Source organism: Streptomyces sp. NPDC030809 (assembly GCF_055572195.1).
Genome location: NZ_JBVIDV010000017.1, coordinates 35145 through 52582 on the forward strand (window position 1 = coordinate 35145; position 17438 = coordinate 52582).

Sequence of the window (17438 nt, forward strand, 5' to 3'; positions counted from 1 at the left end):
TCGCCGCGCCGGGTCCTACAGCGCGCTCCAGTCCAGCATCGGGCGGGCCAGCCCGGCCACACCGTCCAGCAGAGCCAGTCGTGCCGCGCGGACGGCGGGGTCGGGATCCATCACCAGGACCTCCTCGAAGAAGGCGTCGACCGCGGTGACCAGGGGCCCGGACGCCTCGATCAGCGCGGCGAGGTCGTCCTCGCGCCCGTCGAGCGCCCGGCGGACCGCCTCGGTGGCCTCGGCGAGTCGCAGCTCCGCGGGGGCGGTCGGCGGGACCCCCGCCGCCACGGCGCCGGGGCCGTCCGGGGCGGCCGCGGGCAGGATGCGGACCACCCGCTGGAGCGCGGCGGTCAGCGCGTCGAACGCCTCGGTGCCGACGTGGCGCTCCAGCACGGCGAGCGTGCGGTCACCGTGTGCCGGGCGGTCGGCCCACACCAGGACGGCCTGGACCAGGCGGTGGGCGTGCCCCTCGTCCGTGAGCTGCTGCTCGTAGCGGCGGGCGATGAGGCCGGCGGCCTCCGCGAGGCGTTCGGCGGGTACGTCGACACCCTGGGCGGCATAGCGCTCGGCGGCCCCGCGCAGCCCGTCGCCGACCCGTACGCCGGCCAGCGACGGCACGCTCCGCAGGACGTTGAGCAGGCCGATGGCGGCCCTGCGGACACCGTAGGGATCGGAACTCCCGGTCGGCACCGCACCGATCACGAACATCCCCGTCACCAGGTCGAACCGGTCGGCGAGCGAGAGCACACCGCCCGCACCGCCGGTGGGCAGGGCGCCGCCGGCGGCCCGGGGCAGCTCCATCTCGGCCAGGGCGCGGGCCACTTCGGCGGACTCGCCGGCGCGCCGGGCGTACTCCTCGGCCATCACGCCGGCCAGCCCCGAGAACTCGACGACCATCTGCGAGGCCAGGTCGAACTTGGCCAGTTCACCGGCGCGGCGCACGGTGGCCACCGCCTCCTCGGCGAGGCCGGCGCGTCCGGCCAGGTCGAGGGCGAGGCCGGCGATGCGGTCGGCGCGGTCGGCGACCGTACCGAGCCGGTCCTCGAAGGTCAGCTTGGCCAGTCGGCGGCGGAACTCCTCGGGGGCCACCTTCAGGTCGGCCCGCCAGAAGAAGGCGGCGTCCTCGTAACGCGCCCGCAGCACCGCCTCGTTGCCCGCCCGGACCACCTCGTCCTCGCAGATGCCGTTGGCGAAGGTGACGAAGTGCGGCAGCAGGCGGCCCTGGGCGTCCCGTACGGGGAGGTACCGCTGGTGCTTCCGCATCACGGTGGTCAGGACGCTCGGCGGCAGCTCCAGGTAGCGCTCGTCGAAGGTCCCGCGGACGGGGTACGGGTACTCCACGATGTCGGTGATCTCGTCGATCAGGGCGGCCTCGCCGGCCAGGTCCACGCGCCCGCCCACCTCGGCCGCCGACTCCTCGGCGCCGCGTACGACGGCGCTGCGCCGGGTCCCCCGGTCCAGCAGGATCCCGTGCAGCGCGAGGAAGTGGGCGTAGCCCTCGGCGGCCGTCACCTGGACGGAGGGGTCGGGGGCGGTGCGGTGCAGCCGGGTGGTGGTGCCCGAGGAGAGCGCGGAGACGGCCACCGGCAGCGGGGTACGGTCGAGCAGGGCGAGCAGCCAGCGGACGGGCCGGGAGAAGGACAGGGTCGGGTCGTTCCACCGCATGTTGCGGGTGGACCGCAGGCCGGCCACGACCTCGGCCAGCAGCTCGCTGAGCACCTCGACCGCCGTGCGGCCCGGTTCGTCGCGGGTGACCGCGACGTACTCGACACCGTTGACCTCGACGGTGCCGACGTCCGCGGCGTCCACGCCCTGGCTCCGGGCGAAGCCCGACAGGGCGGGCGTGGGCTCGCCGTCCCGGTAGGCGGCGGCGGTCTTGGGGCCGCGCACGGTCCGGCGGACGTCGGACTCCCGCGGCTGTACCGCCTCCACCGTCACCACGATGCGGCGCGGCGTGGCGTGCACCTCGACGGCACCGTGTACCAGCCGGGTGGCGGCGAGCTTGGCCGTGACGGACTCGCGGACCGCATCGGTGGTGGCGACCACGTCGGAGTGCGGGAGCTCCTCCACGCCGATCTCGAACAGCAGCGTCTCGGTGCCGGTCACCGCGGGCAGCGGGGCCCGCACGGCGGGGGCCGGCGCGGGCGCGAGTCCGAGCGGGTGGTCCAGGGCGGCGCGGCGCTGCGCCCACAGCCCGGCCGACTCGTGGGTGAGGCCGCGCATCAGCGAGAAGGCCTTGGCGCGTTCGGTGGTGCTGATCGCGCCGCGGGCATCGAGGACGTTGAAGGTGTGGCTGCACTTGAGCACGTACAGGTACGCCGGGACCGGCAGCCCCAGGTCGAGCAGGCGCCGCGCCTCGGCGGCGTACGACTCGAAGAGGCGGTGGTTGGTGTCGACGTCGGCGTCGTCGAGGTAGTAGCGGCTCATCTCGTATTCGTTCTGGCCGAACACCTCGCCGTAGGTGATGTCCCGGGTGTACGCGATGTCCTTGAAGTGGGAGACGCCCTGGAGGTTCATCATGATGCGTTCGAGGCCGTAGGTGATCTCGACCGACACCGGGGCCAGGCCCATCCCGCCGACCTGCTGGAAATAGGTGAACTGGGTGATCTCCATGCCGTCCAGCCACACCTCCCAGCCCAGCCCCCAGGCCCCCAGCGCAGGGGAGGCCCAGTTGTCCTCCACGAACCGCACGTCGTGCGCGGCGAGATCGATGCCGAGGGCCTGGAGGCTCCCCAGGTAGAGCTCCTGCGGGTTGCCCGGGTCGGGCTTGAGGATCACCTGGAACTGCGTGTGGGTCTGCAGCCGGTTCGGGTTCTCGCCGTAGCGCGAGTCGTCGGGCCGGACGCTCGGCTCCACGTAGGCGACGCTCCAGGGCTCGGGGCCGAGCACCCGCAGCGCCGTGGCCGGGTTGGCCGTACCGGCGCCCACTTCGGTGTTCAGCGGCTGCGTGATCATGCAGCCGTTGTCGCTCCAGTATTTCTGCAGGGTGAGGATCGCATCCTGCATGGTCAGCGTCGTCCGTTCCGTATCCATGAACGGGGACTATTTCATACGGCCAACCACCTCTGCGGGAAACGGAATCCCCGAGGAACCCGGCGAGGAAATCCGGGACCCGGTGAGGACGACGAACGAGCGGCGCTATCCGTTGATCGCGGGGATGATCTGTTGCCCGTAGGCGTCGATCGTGGTCTCCCGGGCGTCGTGCATGTCGTAGACCGCGAACTGGTCCACGCCGAGCCCGCGCAGGGCGCGCAGCTTTTCGACGTGGGCCTCGGCCGGGCCCAGGAGGCAGAAGCGGTCGACGATCTCGTCGGGGACGAAGTCGGTGGAGGGGTTCCCGGCGCGGCCGTGGTGGCTGTAGTCGTAGCCCTGGCGGGTCTTGATGTACTCGGTCAGCTCGTCGGGGACCATCGAGGAGTGCTCCCCGTAGCGGGAGACGAGGTCGGCTACGTGGTTGCCGACCATCCCGCCGAACCAGCGGCACTGGTCGCGGGCGTGGGCCAGCGCCTCGGGCGAGCCGTCGGCCGTGACGTACGCAGGCGCAGCTACGCAGACGGTGATCGCGTCCGGGTCGCGCCCCGCCTCGGTCGCGGCCTGCCGGACCGCCTTGACCATCCACTCCGTGAGGAACGGGTCGGCGAGCTGGAGGATGAACCCGTCCGCCTTCTGCCCGGCGAGCGCGAGGGCCTTGGGGCCGTACGCGGCCATCCAGACGGGCAGCTTCCCGTCCTTGATCCACGGGATGCGGAGCGGTTTGCCGTCCACCTCGGCCTCCCGTCCCTCGGCCAGGTCCCGGATGACCTCGATGGCCTCGCCGAGGCGGGCGAGGGTGTTGGGGGCGCGCCCGGCGACCCGCATCGCCGAGTCCCCGCGGCCGATGCCGCAGACGGTGCGGTTGCCGTACATGTCGTTGAGGGTGGCGAAGGTGGAGGCGGTGACCTCCCAGGTGCGGGTGCCGGGGTTGGTGACCATCGGACCCACGTGCAGCTTCTGCGTGTGGGCGAGGATCTGGCTGTAGATGACGAAGGGTTCCTGCCACAGGACGGCCGAGTCGAAGGTCCAGCCGTAGCGGAAGCCGTTGCGCTCGGCGCGCTTCATCAGGCTGATCACCTGGGAGGCGGGCGGGTCGGTCTGCAGGACGAGGCCGAAGTCCATGCGGGGACACTCCTTACAGGTACTGGCAGGTGGAGCGGTGGATGAAGGCCCCGTGGCCGGCCCGGCCGGTGAACTCGCGCCGGTCGATGACGAGTTCACCACGCGAGAGGACCGTGTCGACGCGTCCGGTGATCCGCCTGCCCTCGTACGCCGAGTAGTCCACGTTCATGTGGTGGGTCTCGGCGGAGAGGACCTGCTCGGCGTGCGGGTCGTAGATGACGATGTCGGCGTCGGATCCGGGGGCGATGGTGCCCTTCTGCGGGTACATGCCGAACATCCGGGCCGGGGTGGCGCAGGCGATCTCGATCCAGCGGCGGCGGCTGATGTGCCCGTCCACGACGGCCTGGTGGAGGAGGTCCATGCGGTTCTCCACCCCCGGCAGGCCGTTGGGGATCTTCGAGAAGTCCCCGCGGCCCAGTTCCTTCTGCCCGCGGAAGCAGAACGGGCAGTGGTCGGTGGAGACCACCTGGAGGTCGTTCGTCCGCAGCCCCCGCCACAGTGCGGCCTGGTGCTCGCGCGGCCGCAGCGGCGTGGAGCAGACGTACTTGGCCCCTTCGAAGTCCGGTTCGGCGAGGTTGTCGGTGGACAGGAAGAGGTACTGCGGACAGGTCTCGCCGAAGACCGGCAGCCCCTTGTCCCGGGCGGCGGCCAGTTCGGCGACCGCCTCCTCGGCCGATACGTGGACGACGTACAGCGGGGCGCCGGCCACCCGGGCGAGCTGGATCGCCCGGTGGGTGGCCTCGGCTTCCAGCAGCGCCTTGCGGACCTCCCCGTGGAACCGGGGATCGGTCTCACCGCGGGCGAGGGCCTGCTCGATCAGCACGTCGATCGCGATGCCGTTCTCGGCGTGCATCATGATCAGCCCGCCGTTGCCGGAGGCCCGCTGCATCGCGCGCAGGATCCGGCCGTCGTCCGAGTAGAAGACCCCCGGGTAGGCCATGAAGAGCTTGAACGAGGTCACGCCTTCTTCGACGAGTCCGTCCATTTCCTTGAGGGTGTGCTCGTTGACGTCCGACACGATCATGTGGAAGGCGTAGTCGATCGCGCAGTTGCCGTCGGCCTTGCCGTACCAGGCGTCGAGTCCGGCCCGCAGGGACTGCCCCTGGGACTGGACGGCGAAGTCCACGATGGTCGTGGTGCCGCCCCAGGCGGCGGCCCGGGTGCCGGTCTCGAAGGTGTCCGAGGCGAAGGTGCCGCCGAAGGGCAGTTCCATGTGGGTGTGGGCGTCGACCCCGCCGGGGATGACGTACTTCCCCGTGGCGTCGATGGTCCGGTCCGCGGTCCAGCCCGCGGCCGTGTCGGTGCCGTGGGCGGCGAGTGCCGCGATCCGGCCGTTCTCGATCAGGACGTCCGCGTGGATCTCGTCCGCGGCGGTGACGACCAGCCCGCCGCGGATCAGGGTGCGCGTGCTCACGGTGGCGGCTCCCGTCGGCCAGAGGGTGTGCCGGACTCGGCAACTACAGGGATTGCAGGGCCCGTTCGATGATCTCGGCGCCCTCTTCGGCCTCCGCGACGGTCAGCGACAGCGGCGGGGCGATGCGCAGCACGCTCGTGTCGTGCCCGCCGCCCTTGCCGAGCAGCAGGCCCGCCTCGCGGGCCGACTCCAGGACGGCGGCGGCCGCTTCGGGATGGGCGCGGTCGGTGCCGGGGTGGACGAGCTCGATGCCCGCCATCAGGCCGCGGCCGCGGACCTCGCGGACGTGGGGCACGCCGGCGCCGATGGCGCGCAGCCGCTCCAGCAGGAGGCCGCCGACCCGGCGGGCGTTGCCCTGGAGGTCGTGTTCGAGGAGGTAGCCGAGGTTGGCGTTGCCGGCGGCCATGGTCACCGGTGAACCGCCGAAGGTGGAGATGGAGTTGGCGTCCACGCAGTTCATGATTTCGGCGCGGGCGACGACCCCGCCGATGGACATGCCGTTGCCGATGCCCTTGGCGAAGGTGAGGATGTCCGGCGGGCCGTTCTGCGCATGGGCCTGCCAGCCCCAGAAGTTGTCGCCGGTGCGGCCCCAGCCGGTCTGCACCTCGTCGCTGATCCACAGGATGCCGTGCCGGTCGAGGACCTGCTTGAAAGCGGCGTAGAGGCCGTCCGGCGGGGAGGTGAACCCGCCGACGCCCTGTACGGGTTCGGCGATCAGGGCGGCCACCGAGCCGCGGGCCTGGCCGAGCAGGTCTTCGAGGTCGGCTACGCAGGCCTCGGTGAAGCGCTCGTCGGAGAGCCCGGCGAAGGGGCCGCGGCTGCGGACCGCGCCGTGCACGTAGAGGGTCTGGAGCGGGGACAGGCTGGTCGGCGACCAGGCCCGGTTGCCGGTGATGCCGACGGTGGAGAAGGACCGGCCGTGGTAGCTGTTGCGCATGGCCAGGATCTGGTTCGAGCGCCGGTACGAGGTGGCCAGCAGCAGGGCGGTGTCGTTGGCCTCGGTGCCGGAGGTGGTGAAGAAGACCCGGGCCTCGGGGATGCCGGAGAGGGCGGCGACCCGTTCGGCGAGCTCGACCATGGGCCGGTTGAGGTAGAGCGTGGAGGAGTGGACGATGCGTCCGGCCTGCTCGGCGACCGCCTTGGTGACCTCGGGCAGGGCGTGGGCGGTCATGGTGGTGAGGATGCCGCCGAAGAAGTCGAGGTAGCGGTTGCCGTCGGCGTCCCAGACGTGCCGGCCCTCGCCGTGGGTGAGTTCGACGGGGTGCTCGTAGTAGAGGGCCAGCCAGTCGGGCATGACGTTGCGGTGGCGGCTGTGCAGGGACAGGGGTGAGATCACGGCTGGACCAGTCCTCCGTAGGCGTCGGGACGGCGGTCGCGGTAGAAGGCCCACTGGGTGCGGACCTCTTCGATGAGGCCGAAGTCGAGGTCCCTGACGAGGAGTTCCTCCTCCTTGTCGCTGGCGGGCTCGCCGACGAACTGGCCGCGCGGGTCGACGAAGTAGCTGGTGCCGTAGAAGTCGTTGTCCCCGTACTCCTCTTGGCCCACCCGGTTGATGGCGGCCACGAAGTACTCGTTCGCCACCGCGGAGGCGGGCTGCTCCAGCTGCCAGAGGTAGGCGGACAGGCCGCGGGAGGTGGCGGAGGGGTTGTAGACGAGCTGGGCGCCGGCGAGGCCCAACTGGCGCCAGCCCTCGGGGAAGTGGCGGTCGTAGCAGATGTAGACGCCGACCTTGCCGACGGCCGTGTCGAAGACCGGCCAGCCCAGGTTGCCCGGGCGGAAGTAGTACTTCTCCCAGAAGCCCTTGACCTGCGGGATGTGGTGCTTGCGGTACTTCCCGAGGTAGGTGCCGTCCGCGTCGATGACCGCGGCGGTGTTGTAGTAGAACCCGGAGGACTCCACCTCGAACACGGGCACGACGATGACCATGGAGGTCTCGCGGGCCAGGTCCTGCATCCGGCGCACGGTCGGGCCGTCCGGCACGGGCTCGGCCCACCGGTAGTGCTCCGGCTCCTGCACCTGGCAGAAGTAGGGGGCGTTGAAGACTTCCTGGAAGCCGATGATCCGGGCGCCCTGGCGTGCCGCTTCCCGGGCGTGCTCCTCGTGTTTGGCGATCATGGATTCGCTGTCGCCGGTCCAGGTGGCCTGGACCAGGGCGGCGCGGACGACGTGGGCCATGAGCTGCTCCTTCGACGGGACGTCAGAGAGCCTCTACGCACGTAGACGGAATGCGTAGATAGGAGAACGTAAGCCCCGTCCGGGGCCTGGGCAAGACCATCGCCCCCAACCGGCAGAGTCGATCACCTTCCGCCCGGCCGTGATCGATTCCTTGCAGTGACGGGCAGGCGCAGGCACCGAGCGAACAGTTCAGGCCAGCCCCTGACCCACGGAGATCCCGGCCACCCGGAAGGCGTGGACCAGGTCCCGGTGCCGGCTTGCGGACACGCCGCGGGCCGCGGCCAGCAGCCGGTGCGCGAGCCGCTGCGGGTCCTGCCGGGCCAGCCGGGCGGACTCCTCCGCCGAACGCACCCGTACGAACGCCCCCAGCAGGGCCCCGGCCTCCCGGTCGCGGCCCGACCCGGCGAGGGCCAGGGCCGCGTCGGCGATCTCGGCGGCCGGGCGGGCCACCCCCTGGCGCAGCAGCCTGCCGCAGTCGGCCTCCCGGCCCGCGGAACTCAGGGCGGCCGCGGCCGCGGCGAGGTGCGCGGGCGGCAGCGAGGCGGCCTCCCAGAGCAGGGTGGCCCAGTCCGCGCCGAGCCCGGCCTGCTCCAGCTGCCCGGCCAGCGCCGGGAGCAGCGCCGGGGGCCAGGCGGCGGCCTCGCACAGCAGGGCGTGCGCCTCGCCGGTGCGGCCCTCGGCCCGCAGGCCGGTGAGCGCCAGGACCACGGCGGCCGCGTCTGCGCGGGCGTCCGCGCGGGCGTCCGCGGGCTCCAGGCCGGGCCCTCGGCCGTGCTCTGCGCGGGGCTCATGGCCGGGCTCCCGGCCGGGGGCGGCGGTGGGGCGTCCCGGTGCGGGGACGGACTCCGCGGGGCGTTCCGGTACGGGGGTCCCGGCGGGGGCGTAGCGGGCCCCGCGGGGTGCGGCGGCGGCCGGGAGGCCGGGCGGCGCGGGGACGGCTGCGGTCGCGGGGTCCTCGGCCTCCGGGGAACCGGCGTACCGGGCCCCGCCGGAACCGCGCCCCGCCCCGCGCAGCATCCGGCGGCCGGTGCCGCCGAGTGCGCGCTGCCGGGCGGCCGGATCGGCGGGGGCCGTGGGGCCGGCCGGGACCTCGTCCGCGGCGGGGGCGGGGTTCCGGAGCGCTTCGGACTCGGCGAGGAACGCGAGCCGGGCGGTGAGGTCGGCGCAGCGCGAACGGGCGCGGGCCAGGTCGTCGCGGACCCAGGAGAGTTCGCGGCCGAGCAGTTCCGCGCGGTTGCGGTCGGCGGCGCCGTGCAGCTCGGCCGCCAGGCGGTTCTGGGCCTGCTCCGAACTCCCCAGCTGCGCCTGTGCGGCGCCCAGCGCGAGGCCCAACTCCTCCCTTCCCCCCGGGCGTTGGTCGTACGCAGCGACCGCGGCGGCGCGGAGCCGGGTTGCCGCGGCGGTCTCGTGCGCGGCCGCGTCCGGGCCGTGCAGCACGGCGAGGTCGTGCAGGAGGGACTGGACCACGTCCCAAGGCGGGACGGCGGTCCCGTCGAGACAGGCCCTCATGCCCTCCGGATCACGTCCGAGGAACTCCGCGTACCAGCCGGACGAGGGGTCGAGCAGGGAGGTCAACCTGCGCAGGTGCGAGGCGAGTTGATCCACGGGGTCGGTGGGGCCTGTTGTTTCCGCTCCGCGTTCCATGGGTGCATTGGATCGCATGCGTGTTACGGGCGGGCTACGGGAGCCGCACATCTTGACGGCGCGTAAAACCCCGACTCCGCTACGCACACGCCCCGTCCTCCGCCCCGGACCCCGCGCCTCAATCGCCGGCGGGGCTGGGATTTCCCCGAGCCCGGTCCACCCGCAGAGCGGGGTCCCCTGGGGCTCCGCCCCAGACCCCGCTCCTCAAACGCCGGAGGGGCTGGAAATGACCCCGGGCGCGGGACAACGGCGGAGCCGGGCGGTCACGGCGAGAGCCGCGACGAAGCCGGATCTCGCGAGGCCGCCGGACACGGCCCGGCACAATCCAGCCCCGCCGGCGATTGAGGCGCGGGTCCGGGCAGAGCCCGGTGCCCGGCGCCAGCCGGGTTGCCTTGGGGCTCCGCCCCAAACCCCGCTCCTCAAACGCCGGAGGGGCTGGAAATCACCCCGCGCCCGGGACAACGGCGGAGCCGGGAGCGGTCACGGCGAGAGCCGCGACGAAGCCGAATCCCGCCGGACACGGCCCGGCACAATCCAGCCCCGCCGGCGATTGAGGCGCAGGTCCGGGCAGAGCCCGGGGGCCCGGCGTCGGCCGGGGGCGCGGGGTCAGGTCCCCGCAGGGGGTGAGGGGTCGGGCGGGTGGGGGGAGGTTGCCGCGGTGGTACGCGCAGCCCTCGCTTCGGCATCACCGCACGCCAGCAGCAGCCCCGCCGCCAGCAGCCCGCCCAGGATCCCGAGCCCGATCCGCTTGGAGGTGTTCAGAGAAGACACGCCTTCACCTCTGCCCCGCCGCACGGCCAACCGCTCCGCCCGTTGCGCCGAACGGCCCACCCGCGGCCGGGCCCGGGCCACCACGCCGGAGCAGCACCAACCCCCGGCGGGAGGCGGGAGCCGGACCGGCCGAGCCGTGCGGGGCCGGACCGAGCCGGGCCGGACCGAGCCGAGCCCGGCCGAGCCGCGCGGGGCCGAGCCGGACCCGGCCGAGCCGCGCGGGGCCGGGCCGGACCAGGCCGAGCCGAGCCGGAGCGAGCCCAAGCTCAGCCGAGCTGGACCGGGCCGAGCCGGACCGGGCCGGGTCCGAGCTCAGCCGGGGCGGGGCCAGGGTCCCGAGCCGGTCCCGGCGCCCCGCCCCCCGTCACGGCCTCCCGTACGGATGTACGACCATCGCCGAGCCGCCGCCGCGGCGGGTGGTTTCGGCGGCGGCGAGCCAGCGGCCGTCCGGCAGGGACTGGACTCCGGTGGCCGCGCCGATCTCCGGGTTGAGGCGGAAGCCGTGGCCCAGCGCCTCCAGCCGTGCCTTCAGCGGGCTGTTCCACAGGGCGGGTTCCAGCTCGGTCGTGGCCTGGTTGCGCTGGCTCGCGCGCGGCGCCGCGATGGCCTCGACGAGCGGCAGGCCGCGGTCGAGGTGCCCGACGAGGGTCTGGAGCACCGTGGTGATGATGGTCGCGCCGCCCGGGGAGCCGACCGCCAGCACCGGACGGCCGTGCTCCAGCACGATCGTCGGGGACATCGAGGAGCGCGGCCGCTTGCCGGGCCCCGGCAGGTTCGGGTCGGGCACGCCGGCGACGGCAGGGGCGAAGGAGAAGTCCGTCAGCTCGTTGTTGAGCAGGAAGCCGCGGCCGGGCACGGTGATCGCGCTGCCGCCGGTGGACTCGATGGTCAGCGTGTACGAGACCACGTTCCCCCAGCGGTCCGCGGCCGTGAGGTGGGTGGTGTTCTCCCCCTCGTACGTGGTCGGGGCGGCCCGGCCGGTGCTCCCGCACGGCACCGGGTGCCGCGGGTCGCCGGGGGCGAGCGGGCTGCTCAGCGCCTTGGCCGGGTCGATCAGGCAGCCGCGGGAGTCGGCGAACCGCTGGGAGAGCAGCCCGCGGGTGGGCACGTCGGAGAAGGCGGGGTCGCCGACCCAGCGCCCGCGGTCCGCGAAGGAGATCCGGGTCGCCTCGATGAACCGGTGCAGGTACTGGGCCTCGTCGAGCGCGCCCAGGTCGGAGCGCTCCAGGATGTTGAGGGCCTCGCCCACGGTGGTGCCGCCGGAGGAGGAGGGGGCCATCGAGTACACGTCCAGGCCCCGGTAGCGCAGCCGGGTGGGCTCCTGCCGTTTGACCGCGTACCGGGCCAGGTCCGCCGTCGTGAGGTCGCCGGGGCGCACCTTGCGGGTGGCGGCCGGGTCCACCGGGGGCCGGCGCACCGCGCCGACGATGTCCTGGGCCAGCTTGCCGCGGTAGAGGGCGGCGCTGTCGGTGCGGCCCAGTTCGGCGTACGTCGCGGCCAGGTCGGGGTTCTTGAACGTGCTGCCGATCTCGGGCAGCCGGCCGCCGGGCAGGAAGAGCCGCGCGGTGTCGGGGAAGTCCCGGAAGCGGGCTTCGTTGGCCTCGGTCTGGCTGCGGAAGGTGGCGTCCACCGTGAACCCGTCCCGGGCCAGCTTCTCCGCGGGCTTCAGCAGCCGGTGCAGCGGCCGGCTGCCCCAGGAGTCGAGCACGGTGCGCCAGGTCGCGGGGGTGCCGGGGACGCCGACGCCCAGGCCGCTGGTCTGGCCCTCCGCGAAGGGGATGGGGACGCCGTTCTCCTGGAAGAGCTGTTCGCCGGCGGTGGCGGGGGCGGTCTCGCGTCCGTCCACGGTGAACACCCGGCGCCGGGAGGCGTCGTAGTAGACGAAGTAGCCCCCGCCTCCGATGCCCGCCGAGTACGGCTCGGTGACGCCGAGCGCGGCGGCGGTGGCGACGGCGGCGTCCACGGCGTTGCCGCCCTCGCGGAGGACGGCGATGCCGGCGGCGGAGGCGTCCGCGTCGGCGCTGGCCACGGCGCCGCCGTAGCCCACGGCCACCGGGACCTTCGGCGGGGTGTCCCCGGCGGGGCGGGCGGCGGGCCCGGGCCCGGCGGCGGACGTGGTGGGCGGGGCGGTGGCGCCCGTGGCGGCGAGGGCCGCGGCGAGGGCGAGGAGCGCTAAGGAGCGGGTGCGGGCACGGCGCATCGGGACCTCCGGTGGACGGCGACCCGCGCAGGGTAACTTCCGGTGCGCTGCCGCTACCATCCCGCGCATGAACGAAGACCTGCGCAACATCCTCCTCGGGGTGGCGGCCACCGGGGTGAGCGGATCGCTCGGTTGGTTCGCCCGTACCTACCTGTGGCTGCGCAAACTCCGCCGCAAGCAGGCGTTCTTCGGCCTGCCCACCGGCTCGGACTGCCTCTTCGTCGTCAACCGCCAGATGGGCGGCACCGAGAGCTCGGTGCACCGCCGGGATGCGCTCGCGCTCCTGGAGATATCGGCTCTGATCAAGGACTGCGGGGCGAACGTGCAGATCGTGGAGCACGACACGGCCCGTCAGGGATTCGGGGAGCGGGCCGAGTTCTGCGTGGGCGGCCCGATATCCAACGTGCGGACGGCCGCGCACCTGGCCTCGATGCTCCCGGGTGTGCACGTGGACCTGAGCACGGACGTCAGCGCCGACCGGGGTGCGCTGCGCGTCGGCGGGGAGACGTACCGCTGGCAGAAGGACACCGTCGAGTACGTGCTGCTGGCGCGGCTCACCACGGAGGCGGGTGCGCGCCCGGTGTTCCTGGTGAGCGGGCAGACGGCGATCAGCAACCAGGCGGCGGCCCGCTATCTCGCCCGCCACCACGAGCAGTTGGCGCGCACCTACGGCCGGAAGTCCTTCGCCCTGATCCTGAAGGTCGTCAACTCCCTCGCCTACGGCCCGGACGTGACCGAGCTGGTGGCGGACGTCACCGCGGCGGCCCGGACACCCGCAGCGGCAGCCGCGTGAGGCCGTTGATGAAGTTGGACACCAACCGGCGTGGCGTGCCTGCGAGTTCGGGTGCGGGCATGCAGCGGGTCCACTCCTCGTAGAGGGTGCGCAGCTGGAGCCGGGCGAAGTGGGCTCCCAGGCAGACGTGCGGGCCGTCGCCGAAGGAGACGTGCGGGTTGGGGGTGCGGCCGAGGTCGAGCCGGTGCGGGTCGGCGAAGACGCGCTCGTCGTGGTTGGCGGAGGCGTGGAAGACCACGACCTTGTCCCCGGCGGCGATGTGCTGCCCGGCGAGTTCGGTGTCGGCCGCGGCGGTGCGCCGGAAGCTGAGCACGGGCGGGTGCACGCGCAGGAGTTCGTCCACGGCGGCCGCCGCCGGCACCTCGCCGGCGCGCAGCCGCCGGTACTCCCCCGGGGCCCCGGCCAGGGCGAGCAGTCCGCCGGGCGCGGCGCTGCGGACGGTGTCGTTGCCGGCGACGGTCAGCAGGAAGAAGAACATCTCCAGTTCGGCTTCGTCGAGTCCGGCCTCGGCCAGGGTGGTCATCAGGTCGTCGGCGGGGTGCCGCCGCTTGTGCGCGGCGAGGTCGCGGGCGTAGCCGAACATCTCGCCGAGCAGGGCGGGCGAGCGGGGGTTGAGGGGCTTGCCCGCGGCGTCGAGGACCGGGGCGGGGGCGTCCTCGGGGTCCTGGTAGCCGATGATCCGGACGGTCCAGTCGAGCAGCAGTGCGCGGTCGGCGGGCGGTACGCCCATCAGGTCGGCGAGGTTGAGCAGCGCGTACTCGTCGGTGACGGTCCGCACGATGTCGGCGGCGCCGTCTTCGGCGCCCTCCCGGGCGGCGGCCAGCAGGCTGCGGGCGCGGTCCCGGACCCGGGTGCCGAACCGTTCGACGCGGGCCGGGGTGAAGGCGCGCGCGAGCAGCCGGCGGAGCCTGCCGTGGCCCGCGGGGGCCTCCCCGGGTGCGGCGGGGCCGGGGGCGGGGTCCTGGTTGAGCATGGTGCGCCGCAGGAAGGGCAGGTCGGCCGGGTCGGGGTCGCGGATCTGGGTGGCCCCCAGGTACGAGGAGTACGTACGCGCGTCCTTGAGCACCCGGACCACGTCGGCGTGCCGGGTGACCGCCCAGAAGCCCGGTCCGGCGGGCCAGCCGAGGATCTCGGGCTCCGCCTGCCAGGCCACGGGGTGCCGGTCGCGCAGCAGCCGGTAGGCGGAGTGCGGGACGGCCTCCGCGTAGATGCGCGGGTCGAAGACGTCCGGCACCTCCGGCCGCCCGGTGCCGGTGTGCTGCTGGTCCGCTGTGCTCACCGCTGCGCGCTCCCCGCTGTCCGCCGCCCGTCGCTGCCGGCGGCCGGTTGCCGTCCGGCGGCGGCCGTGACCGGGCCGCCGGGCCCGTGCCGCGCTCCGGCCGGGCGGGACCCACGGTGTCCTGCCGGACCGCCGCCCGGCAAGGGGGCGGTCGGCGCGTCACCCGGGGCCCGTCGCCGCCCGCGGGGCGGGCAGGGCGTGCGGCGGGGCCCCTGGACCCCGCCCCCGCCGTCAGCTGCCGGGCGGATCGCAGGCGGTCGGCTCGGTGGCCCCGTCGGGGCCCATCAGGACCACGTCCACGGCCGGGCGCTTGGCGTTGGCGTGCGCTGCGGTGCACACGAGCTGGGCGCGCGCGGTGGCCGAAAGGCGGGTGACGGACAGGCTGAGGCGCACCCGCATCACGTCCTCGGTGTACTCCACCGTCACCGAGGGGGCCTTGGGGAAGAACGGGAGGGCGGAGTACAGCCCCGCCTTGCGCTCGTCGGCGGTGGGACCGACGAGCAGCCGGTCGATGACGTAGTCCGGAGGCACGCTGTAGCCGGTGTCCGAGCCTGAGCCCTCCCCGGAGGTGCCCTCCGAGCGCTGCGGGTCGGCGTCGAAGACCCCGGGCTGCACGACCGGGGTGAGCTTGCCGTTCGGGCCGACGAAGAAGAGCATGCTGCCGTTGGGGCGGTCGGCGGCCACTTCGGCGGGCTGGCCCGCCTCGATGACGTCGGTGCCCTGGATGCGGGTGGGCAGGCTGCCGCAGCCGGCGAGGGCGGCCGCGGCCAGGAGGGCGGCCGCCGCCGCGGCCCCGGCCCGCCGCGAGCACAACCGGCGCAGCCCGGCCGCGCCGGCGGCCGGGCTGTCGGCCGCGCCACCGGACCGGCCGTCGGTCGTACGCCGGTTCATGCGCGGGCCTCCCAGGGCATCTCGACGGTGAACACCGCTCCTCCGCCGGGCCCGTTGGCCGCCCGGATGGTGCCGCCGTGCAGGCGGGCGTTCTCCAGGGTGATGGCCAGGCCCAGTCCGCTGCCGGCGGACCGGGTGCGGGCCGCGTCCGCCTTGTAGAAGCGGTCGAAGATGTGCGGGAGCACCTCGGGCGCGATGCCCGGCCCGCTGTCCGCGACCTCGGTGAGCAGCCAGGGGCCGCCCGGCCGGGCTTCGGCGTACACCCGGATCCGCACTGGGCAGGCGCCGTGCCGCAGCGCGTTGCCGACGAGGTTGGCGAGGACCACGTCGAAGCGCCGCGGGTCGAGCCGGGCCCGCAGGCCGGCGGGCACGTCGGTGTGGACCTGGTCCTGCCAGTGCCGGCGTTCCAGGGTCTTGGCGATGGTCTCCGACATGTCCACCTCGTCGGTGTGGAGTTCGGCGGCCCGGGCGTCGAACCGGGAGATCTCCATCAGGTCTTCCACCAGGTGGGCGAGTTTGCCGGTTTCGGCGCTCACCAGTCGCACGGCCGAGGCGGTGTCGGGGTCGAGCCGGTCCGCGTCCTCGTCGAGCACCTCCGTGACGGCGAGCATGCCGGCGAGGGGGGTGCGCAGTTCGTGGGAGACGTCGGCGGCGAACCGGCGGGCCCGGGCCTCGGCCTGTCGGAGTTCGGCCACGGAGGCCTCCAGCGCCCCGGCGGTCTCGTTGAACGTCCGTGCCAGGTCGGCGAGTTCGTCGCGCCCCTTGACCTCGATGCGGGTGTCCAGCCGCCCCTCGCCCATCTTCCGGGCGGCCCGGCGCATGTCCCGTACGGGGCGCAGCACGCTGCGCGCGGCGAGGAGGGCGGGGACGACGGCGATGGCGAGGCCGGGCAGGGCCCCGTCGCGGGCGGCGAGGACCATGGCGTCGATGGTGGTCTGTTCGGTGTGCATGGCCATCACCCCGTAGAACACGAGTCCGGTGTCCACGCGGTTGCCCGCGTGGTCCATGACGGTGGGCATCGCGAACGTGAGGTACGGGACGCCGTCCTTGACCACGCGCTGGAACACGGCGCGCGGGGCGCGGTGGGCCTCGGCGCGCAGCTCTGCGGTGATCACGGTGGAGGTGGCCAGGTTGCCGGAGGAGGCCCGCATCGAGCCGTACTCTGCGAACACGGCCCAGGGGTGCGGCTTGGCGAGCCGGGCGATCTCGCGGCATTCGGCGCTGAGCTCGCTCCTGGACGCGTAGGGCAGTCTGACGGGCCTGCGGTCGAGCACGTCGCGCATGCTCGCGACCGCCGTGTCCTGGGTCTGCCGCAGGACGGCGCTGCGGGCCTCCCGGTAGGTCAGGGCGGCGGTGGTGAGCGCGCTGATGGCGGCGACGAGCAGGAAGCCGGCGATCAGGCGGGTGCGCAGGCCGAGCGGGGCGAATCGCTTCACAGCGGCCCGAACCGGTAGCCGAAGCCGCGGACGGTCTGGACGTAGCGGGGGCTGCCCTCCGGGTCCTCGATCTTGGTGCGCAGCCGCCGGACGCAGGCGTCGACCAGCCGGGCGTCCGCGTGGTAGCTGTGGTCCCAGACGTACTCCAGCAGCTGCTGGCGGCTGAAGACCTGCTCCGGCGAGGCGCTGAGGTGGAGCAGCAGCTTGATCTCGCTGGGGGCGAGTGCGAGCCGCTCGCCGTTCTTGGCGACGGTGAGCCCGGCCCGGTCGACCGCGAGGTCGCCGTGGAACTCGACGGAGGGCCGGCCGGCCGGCTCGCTCAGCCGCCGCAGCACGGCCTTGATCCTGGCCTCGATGACCTCGGTCCGGGCGGGCTTGACGATGTAGTCGTCGGCTCCGGCCTCCAGGCCGACGACGATGTCGAAGTCGTCCCCGCGGGCGGTCAGCATGATGATCGGCAGCTGGCTGGTGTCGCGGATGCGCCGGCAGACCTGCACCCCGTTCATCCCGGGCAGCATCAGGTCGAGCAGCACGATCTCCGGCCGGAACTCGGCGAGGGCGAGCAGTCCCGCCTCTCCGGTCTCCGCGGCGCGCACCTCGTGTCCGCGGCGGCGCAGGCCCAGGCCCACCCCTTCCCGAACGGACGGGTCGTCCTCGATCAGCAGTACGCGTGGCATCGGATCATCATT

Annotated in this window: 13 protein-coding genes; 1 reads left to right on the top strand and 12 read right to left on the bottom strand. The window is 73.8% G+C overall.

Annotated elements, in window-relative coordinates; genetic code table 11:
- Window positions 1-15: 15 nt before the first annotated feature.
- The 8 genes from ACZ407_RS22400 to ggt form a co-directional block, all read right to left on the bottom strand.
- Window positions 16-3024 carry a glycine--tRNA ligase gene (locus ACZ407_RS22400; protein ID WP_468130860.1) on the bottom strand — a complete coding sequence of 1003 codons (3009 nt, stop codon included), beginning with the start codon at window positions 3022-3024 and terminating at the stop codon, window positions 16-18.
- 105 nt (window positions 3025-3129) lie between these two features.
- The gene (locus ACZ407_RS22405; RefSeq protein WP_468130862.1) at window positions 3130-4146 is read right to left on the bottom strand and encodes a TIGR03842 family LLM class F420-dependent oxidoreductase; all 1017 of its coding nucleotides are present in this window, start codon (window positions 4144-4146) and stop codon (window positions 3130-3132) included.
- 13 nt (window positions 4147-4159) lie between these two features.
- Window positions 4160-5560, bottom strand: coding sequence for a dihydropyrimidinase (gene hydA / locus ACZ407_RS22410; RefSeq protein WP_468130864.1), 1401 nt, complete (start codon window positions 5558-5560; stop codon window positions 4160-4162).
- Window positions 5561-5603: 43 nt separating this feature from the next.
- On the bottom strand, window positions 5604-6854 hold the full coding sequence (locus ACZ407_RS22415; protein WP_468131103.1) for an aspartate aminotransferase family protein: 1251 nt from the start codon (window positions 6852-6854) through the stop codon (window positions 5604-5606).
- Window positions 6855-6892: 38 nt separating this feature from the next.
- A complete protein-coding gene (locus tag ACZ407_RS22420; RefSeq protein WP_468130866.1) occupies window positions 6893-7735 on the bottom strand; it encodes a nitrilase-related carbon-nitrogen hydrolase in 843 nt (280 codons plus the stop codon).
- 189 nt (window positions 7736-7924) lie between these two features.
- Entirely contained in the window at window positions 7925-9379 is a 1455-nt protein-coding gene (locus ACZ407_RS22425) for a hypothetical protein (RefSeq protein WP_468130868.1), read from the bottom strand.
- Between the two features lie 606 nt (window positions 9380-9985).
- Window positions 9986-10150, bottom strand: coding sequence for a hypothetical protein (locus ACZ407_RS22430; protein ID WP_468130870.1), 165 nt, complete (start codon window positions 10148-10150; stop codon window positions 9986-9988).
- A 364-nt stretch (window positions 10151-10514) separates the two neighbouring features.
- The gene (gene ggt, locus ACZ407_RS22435) at window positions 10515-12350 is read right to left on the bottom strand and encodes a gamma-glutamyltransferase (RefSeq protein ID WP_468130872.1); all 1836 of its coding nucleotides are present in this window, start codon (window positions 12348-12350) and stop codon (window positions 10515-10517) included.
- A 67-nt stretch (window positions 12351-12417) separates the two neighbouring features.
- On the opposite strand from ggt, the gene ACZ407_RS22440 reads away from it, so the two are divergent.
- Window positions 12418-13143, top strand: coding sequence for a hypothetical protein (locus tag ACZ407_RS22440; RefSeq protein ID WP_468130874.1), 726 nt, complete (start codon window positions 12418-12420; stop codon window positions 13141-13143).
- Here ACZ407_RS22440 and ACZ407_RS22445 read toward each other — a convergent pair.
- The 4 genes from ACZ407_RS22445 to ACZ407_RS22460 form a co-directional block, all read right to left on the bottom strand.
- On the bottom strand, window positions 13103-14422 hold the full coding sequence (locus ACZ407_RS22445) for a cytochrome P450 (protein WP_468130876.1): 1320 nt from the start codon (window positions 14420-14422) through the stop codon (window positions 13103-13105). The two genes, ACZ407_RS22440 and ACZ407_RS22445, sit on opposite strands and share 41 nt — an antisense overlap.
- A gap of 231 nt (window positions 14423-14653) precedes the next feature.
- Window positions 14654-15313, bottom strand: coding sequence for a hypothetical protein (locus ACZ407_RS22450; protein WP_468130878.1), 660 nt, complete (start codon window positions 15311-15313; stop codon window positions 14654-14656).
- Entirely contained in the window at window positions 15310-16749 is a 1440-nt protein-coding gene (locus tag ACZ407_RS22455; protein WP_468130880.1) for an ATP-binding protein, read from the bottom strand. Before ACZ407_RS22455 ends, ACZ407_RS22450 begins: the two co-directional genes overlap by 4 nt.
- Window positions 16746-17426 (bottom strand): response regulator, encoded by a 681-nt coding sequence (locus ACZ407_RS22460; RefSeq protein WP_468130882.1) that lies wholly within the window; start codon window positions 17424-17426, stop codon window positions 16746-16748. The genes ACZ407_RS22455 and ACZ407_RS22460 overlap by 4 nt, the downstream gene beginning before the upstream one ends.
- Window positions 17427-17438 lie beyond the last annotated feature (12 nt).

Bases quoted from the DNA above. Each gene is read 5' to 3' on its own strand.
- ACZ407_RS22400 (WP_468130860.1), bottom strand. From the start codon at position 3,024: ATGGATACGGAACGGACGACGCTGACCATGCAGGATGCGATCCTCACC.
- ACZ407_RS22405 (WP_468130862.1), bottom strand. From the start codon at position 4,146: ATGGACTTCGGCCTCGTCCTGCAGACCGACCCGCCCGCCTCCCAGGTG.
- ACZ407_RS22415 (WP_468131103.1), bottom strand. From the start codon at position 6,854: ATGCCCGACTGGCTGGCCCTCTACTACGAGCACCCCGTCGAACTCACC.
- ACZ407_RS22420 (WP_468130866.1), bottom strand. From the start codon at position 7,735: ATGGCCCACGTCGTCCGCGCCGCCCTGGTCCAGGCCACCTGGACCGGC.
- ACZ407_RS22425 (WP_468130868.1), bottom strand. From the start codon at position 9,379: ATGGAACGCGGAGCGGAAACAACAGGCCCCACCGACCCCGTGGATCAA.
- ggt (WP_468130872.1), bottom strand. From the start codon at position 12,350: ATGCGCCGTGCCCGCACCCGCTCCTTAGCGCTCCTCGCCCTCGCCGCG.
- ACZ407_RS22440 (WP_468130874.1), top strand. From the start codon at position 12,418: ATGAACGAAGACCTGCGCAACATCCTCCTCGGGGTGGCGGCCACCGGG.
- ACZ407_RS22450 (WP_468130878.1), bottom strand. From the start codon at position 15,313: ATGAACCGGCGTACGACCGACGGCCGGTCCGGTGGCGCGGCCGACAGC.
- ACZ407_RS22460 (WP_468130882.1), bottom strand. From the start codon at position 17,426: ATGCCACGCGTACTGCTGATCGAGGACGACCCGTCCGTTCGGGAAGGG.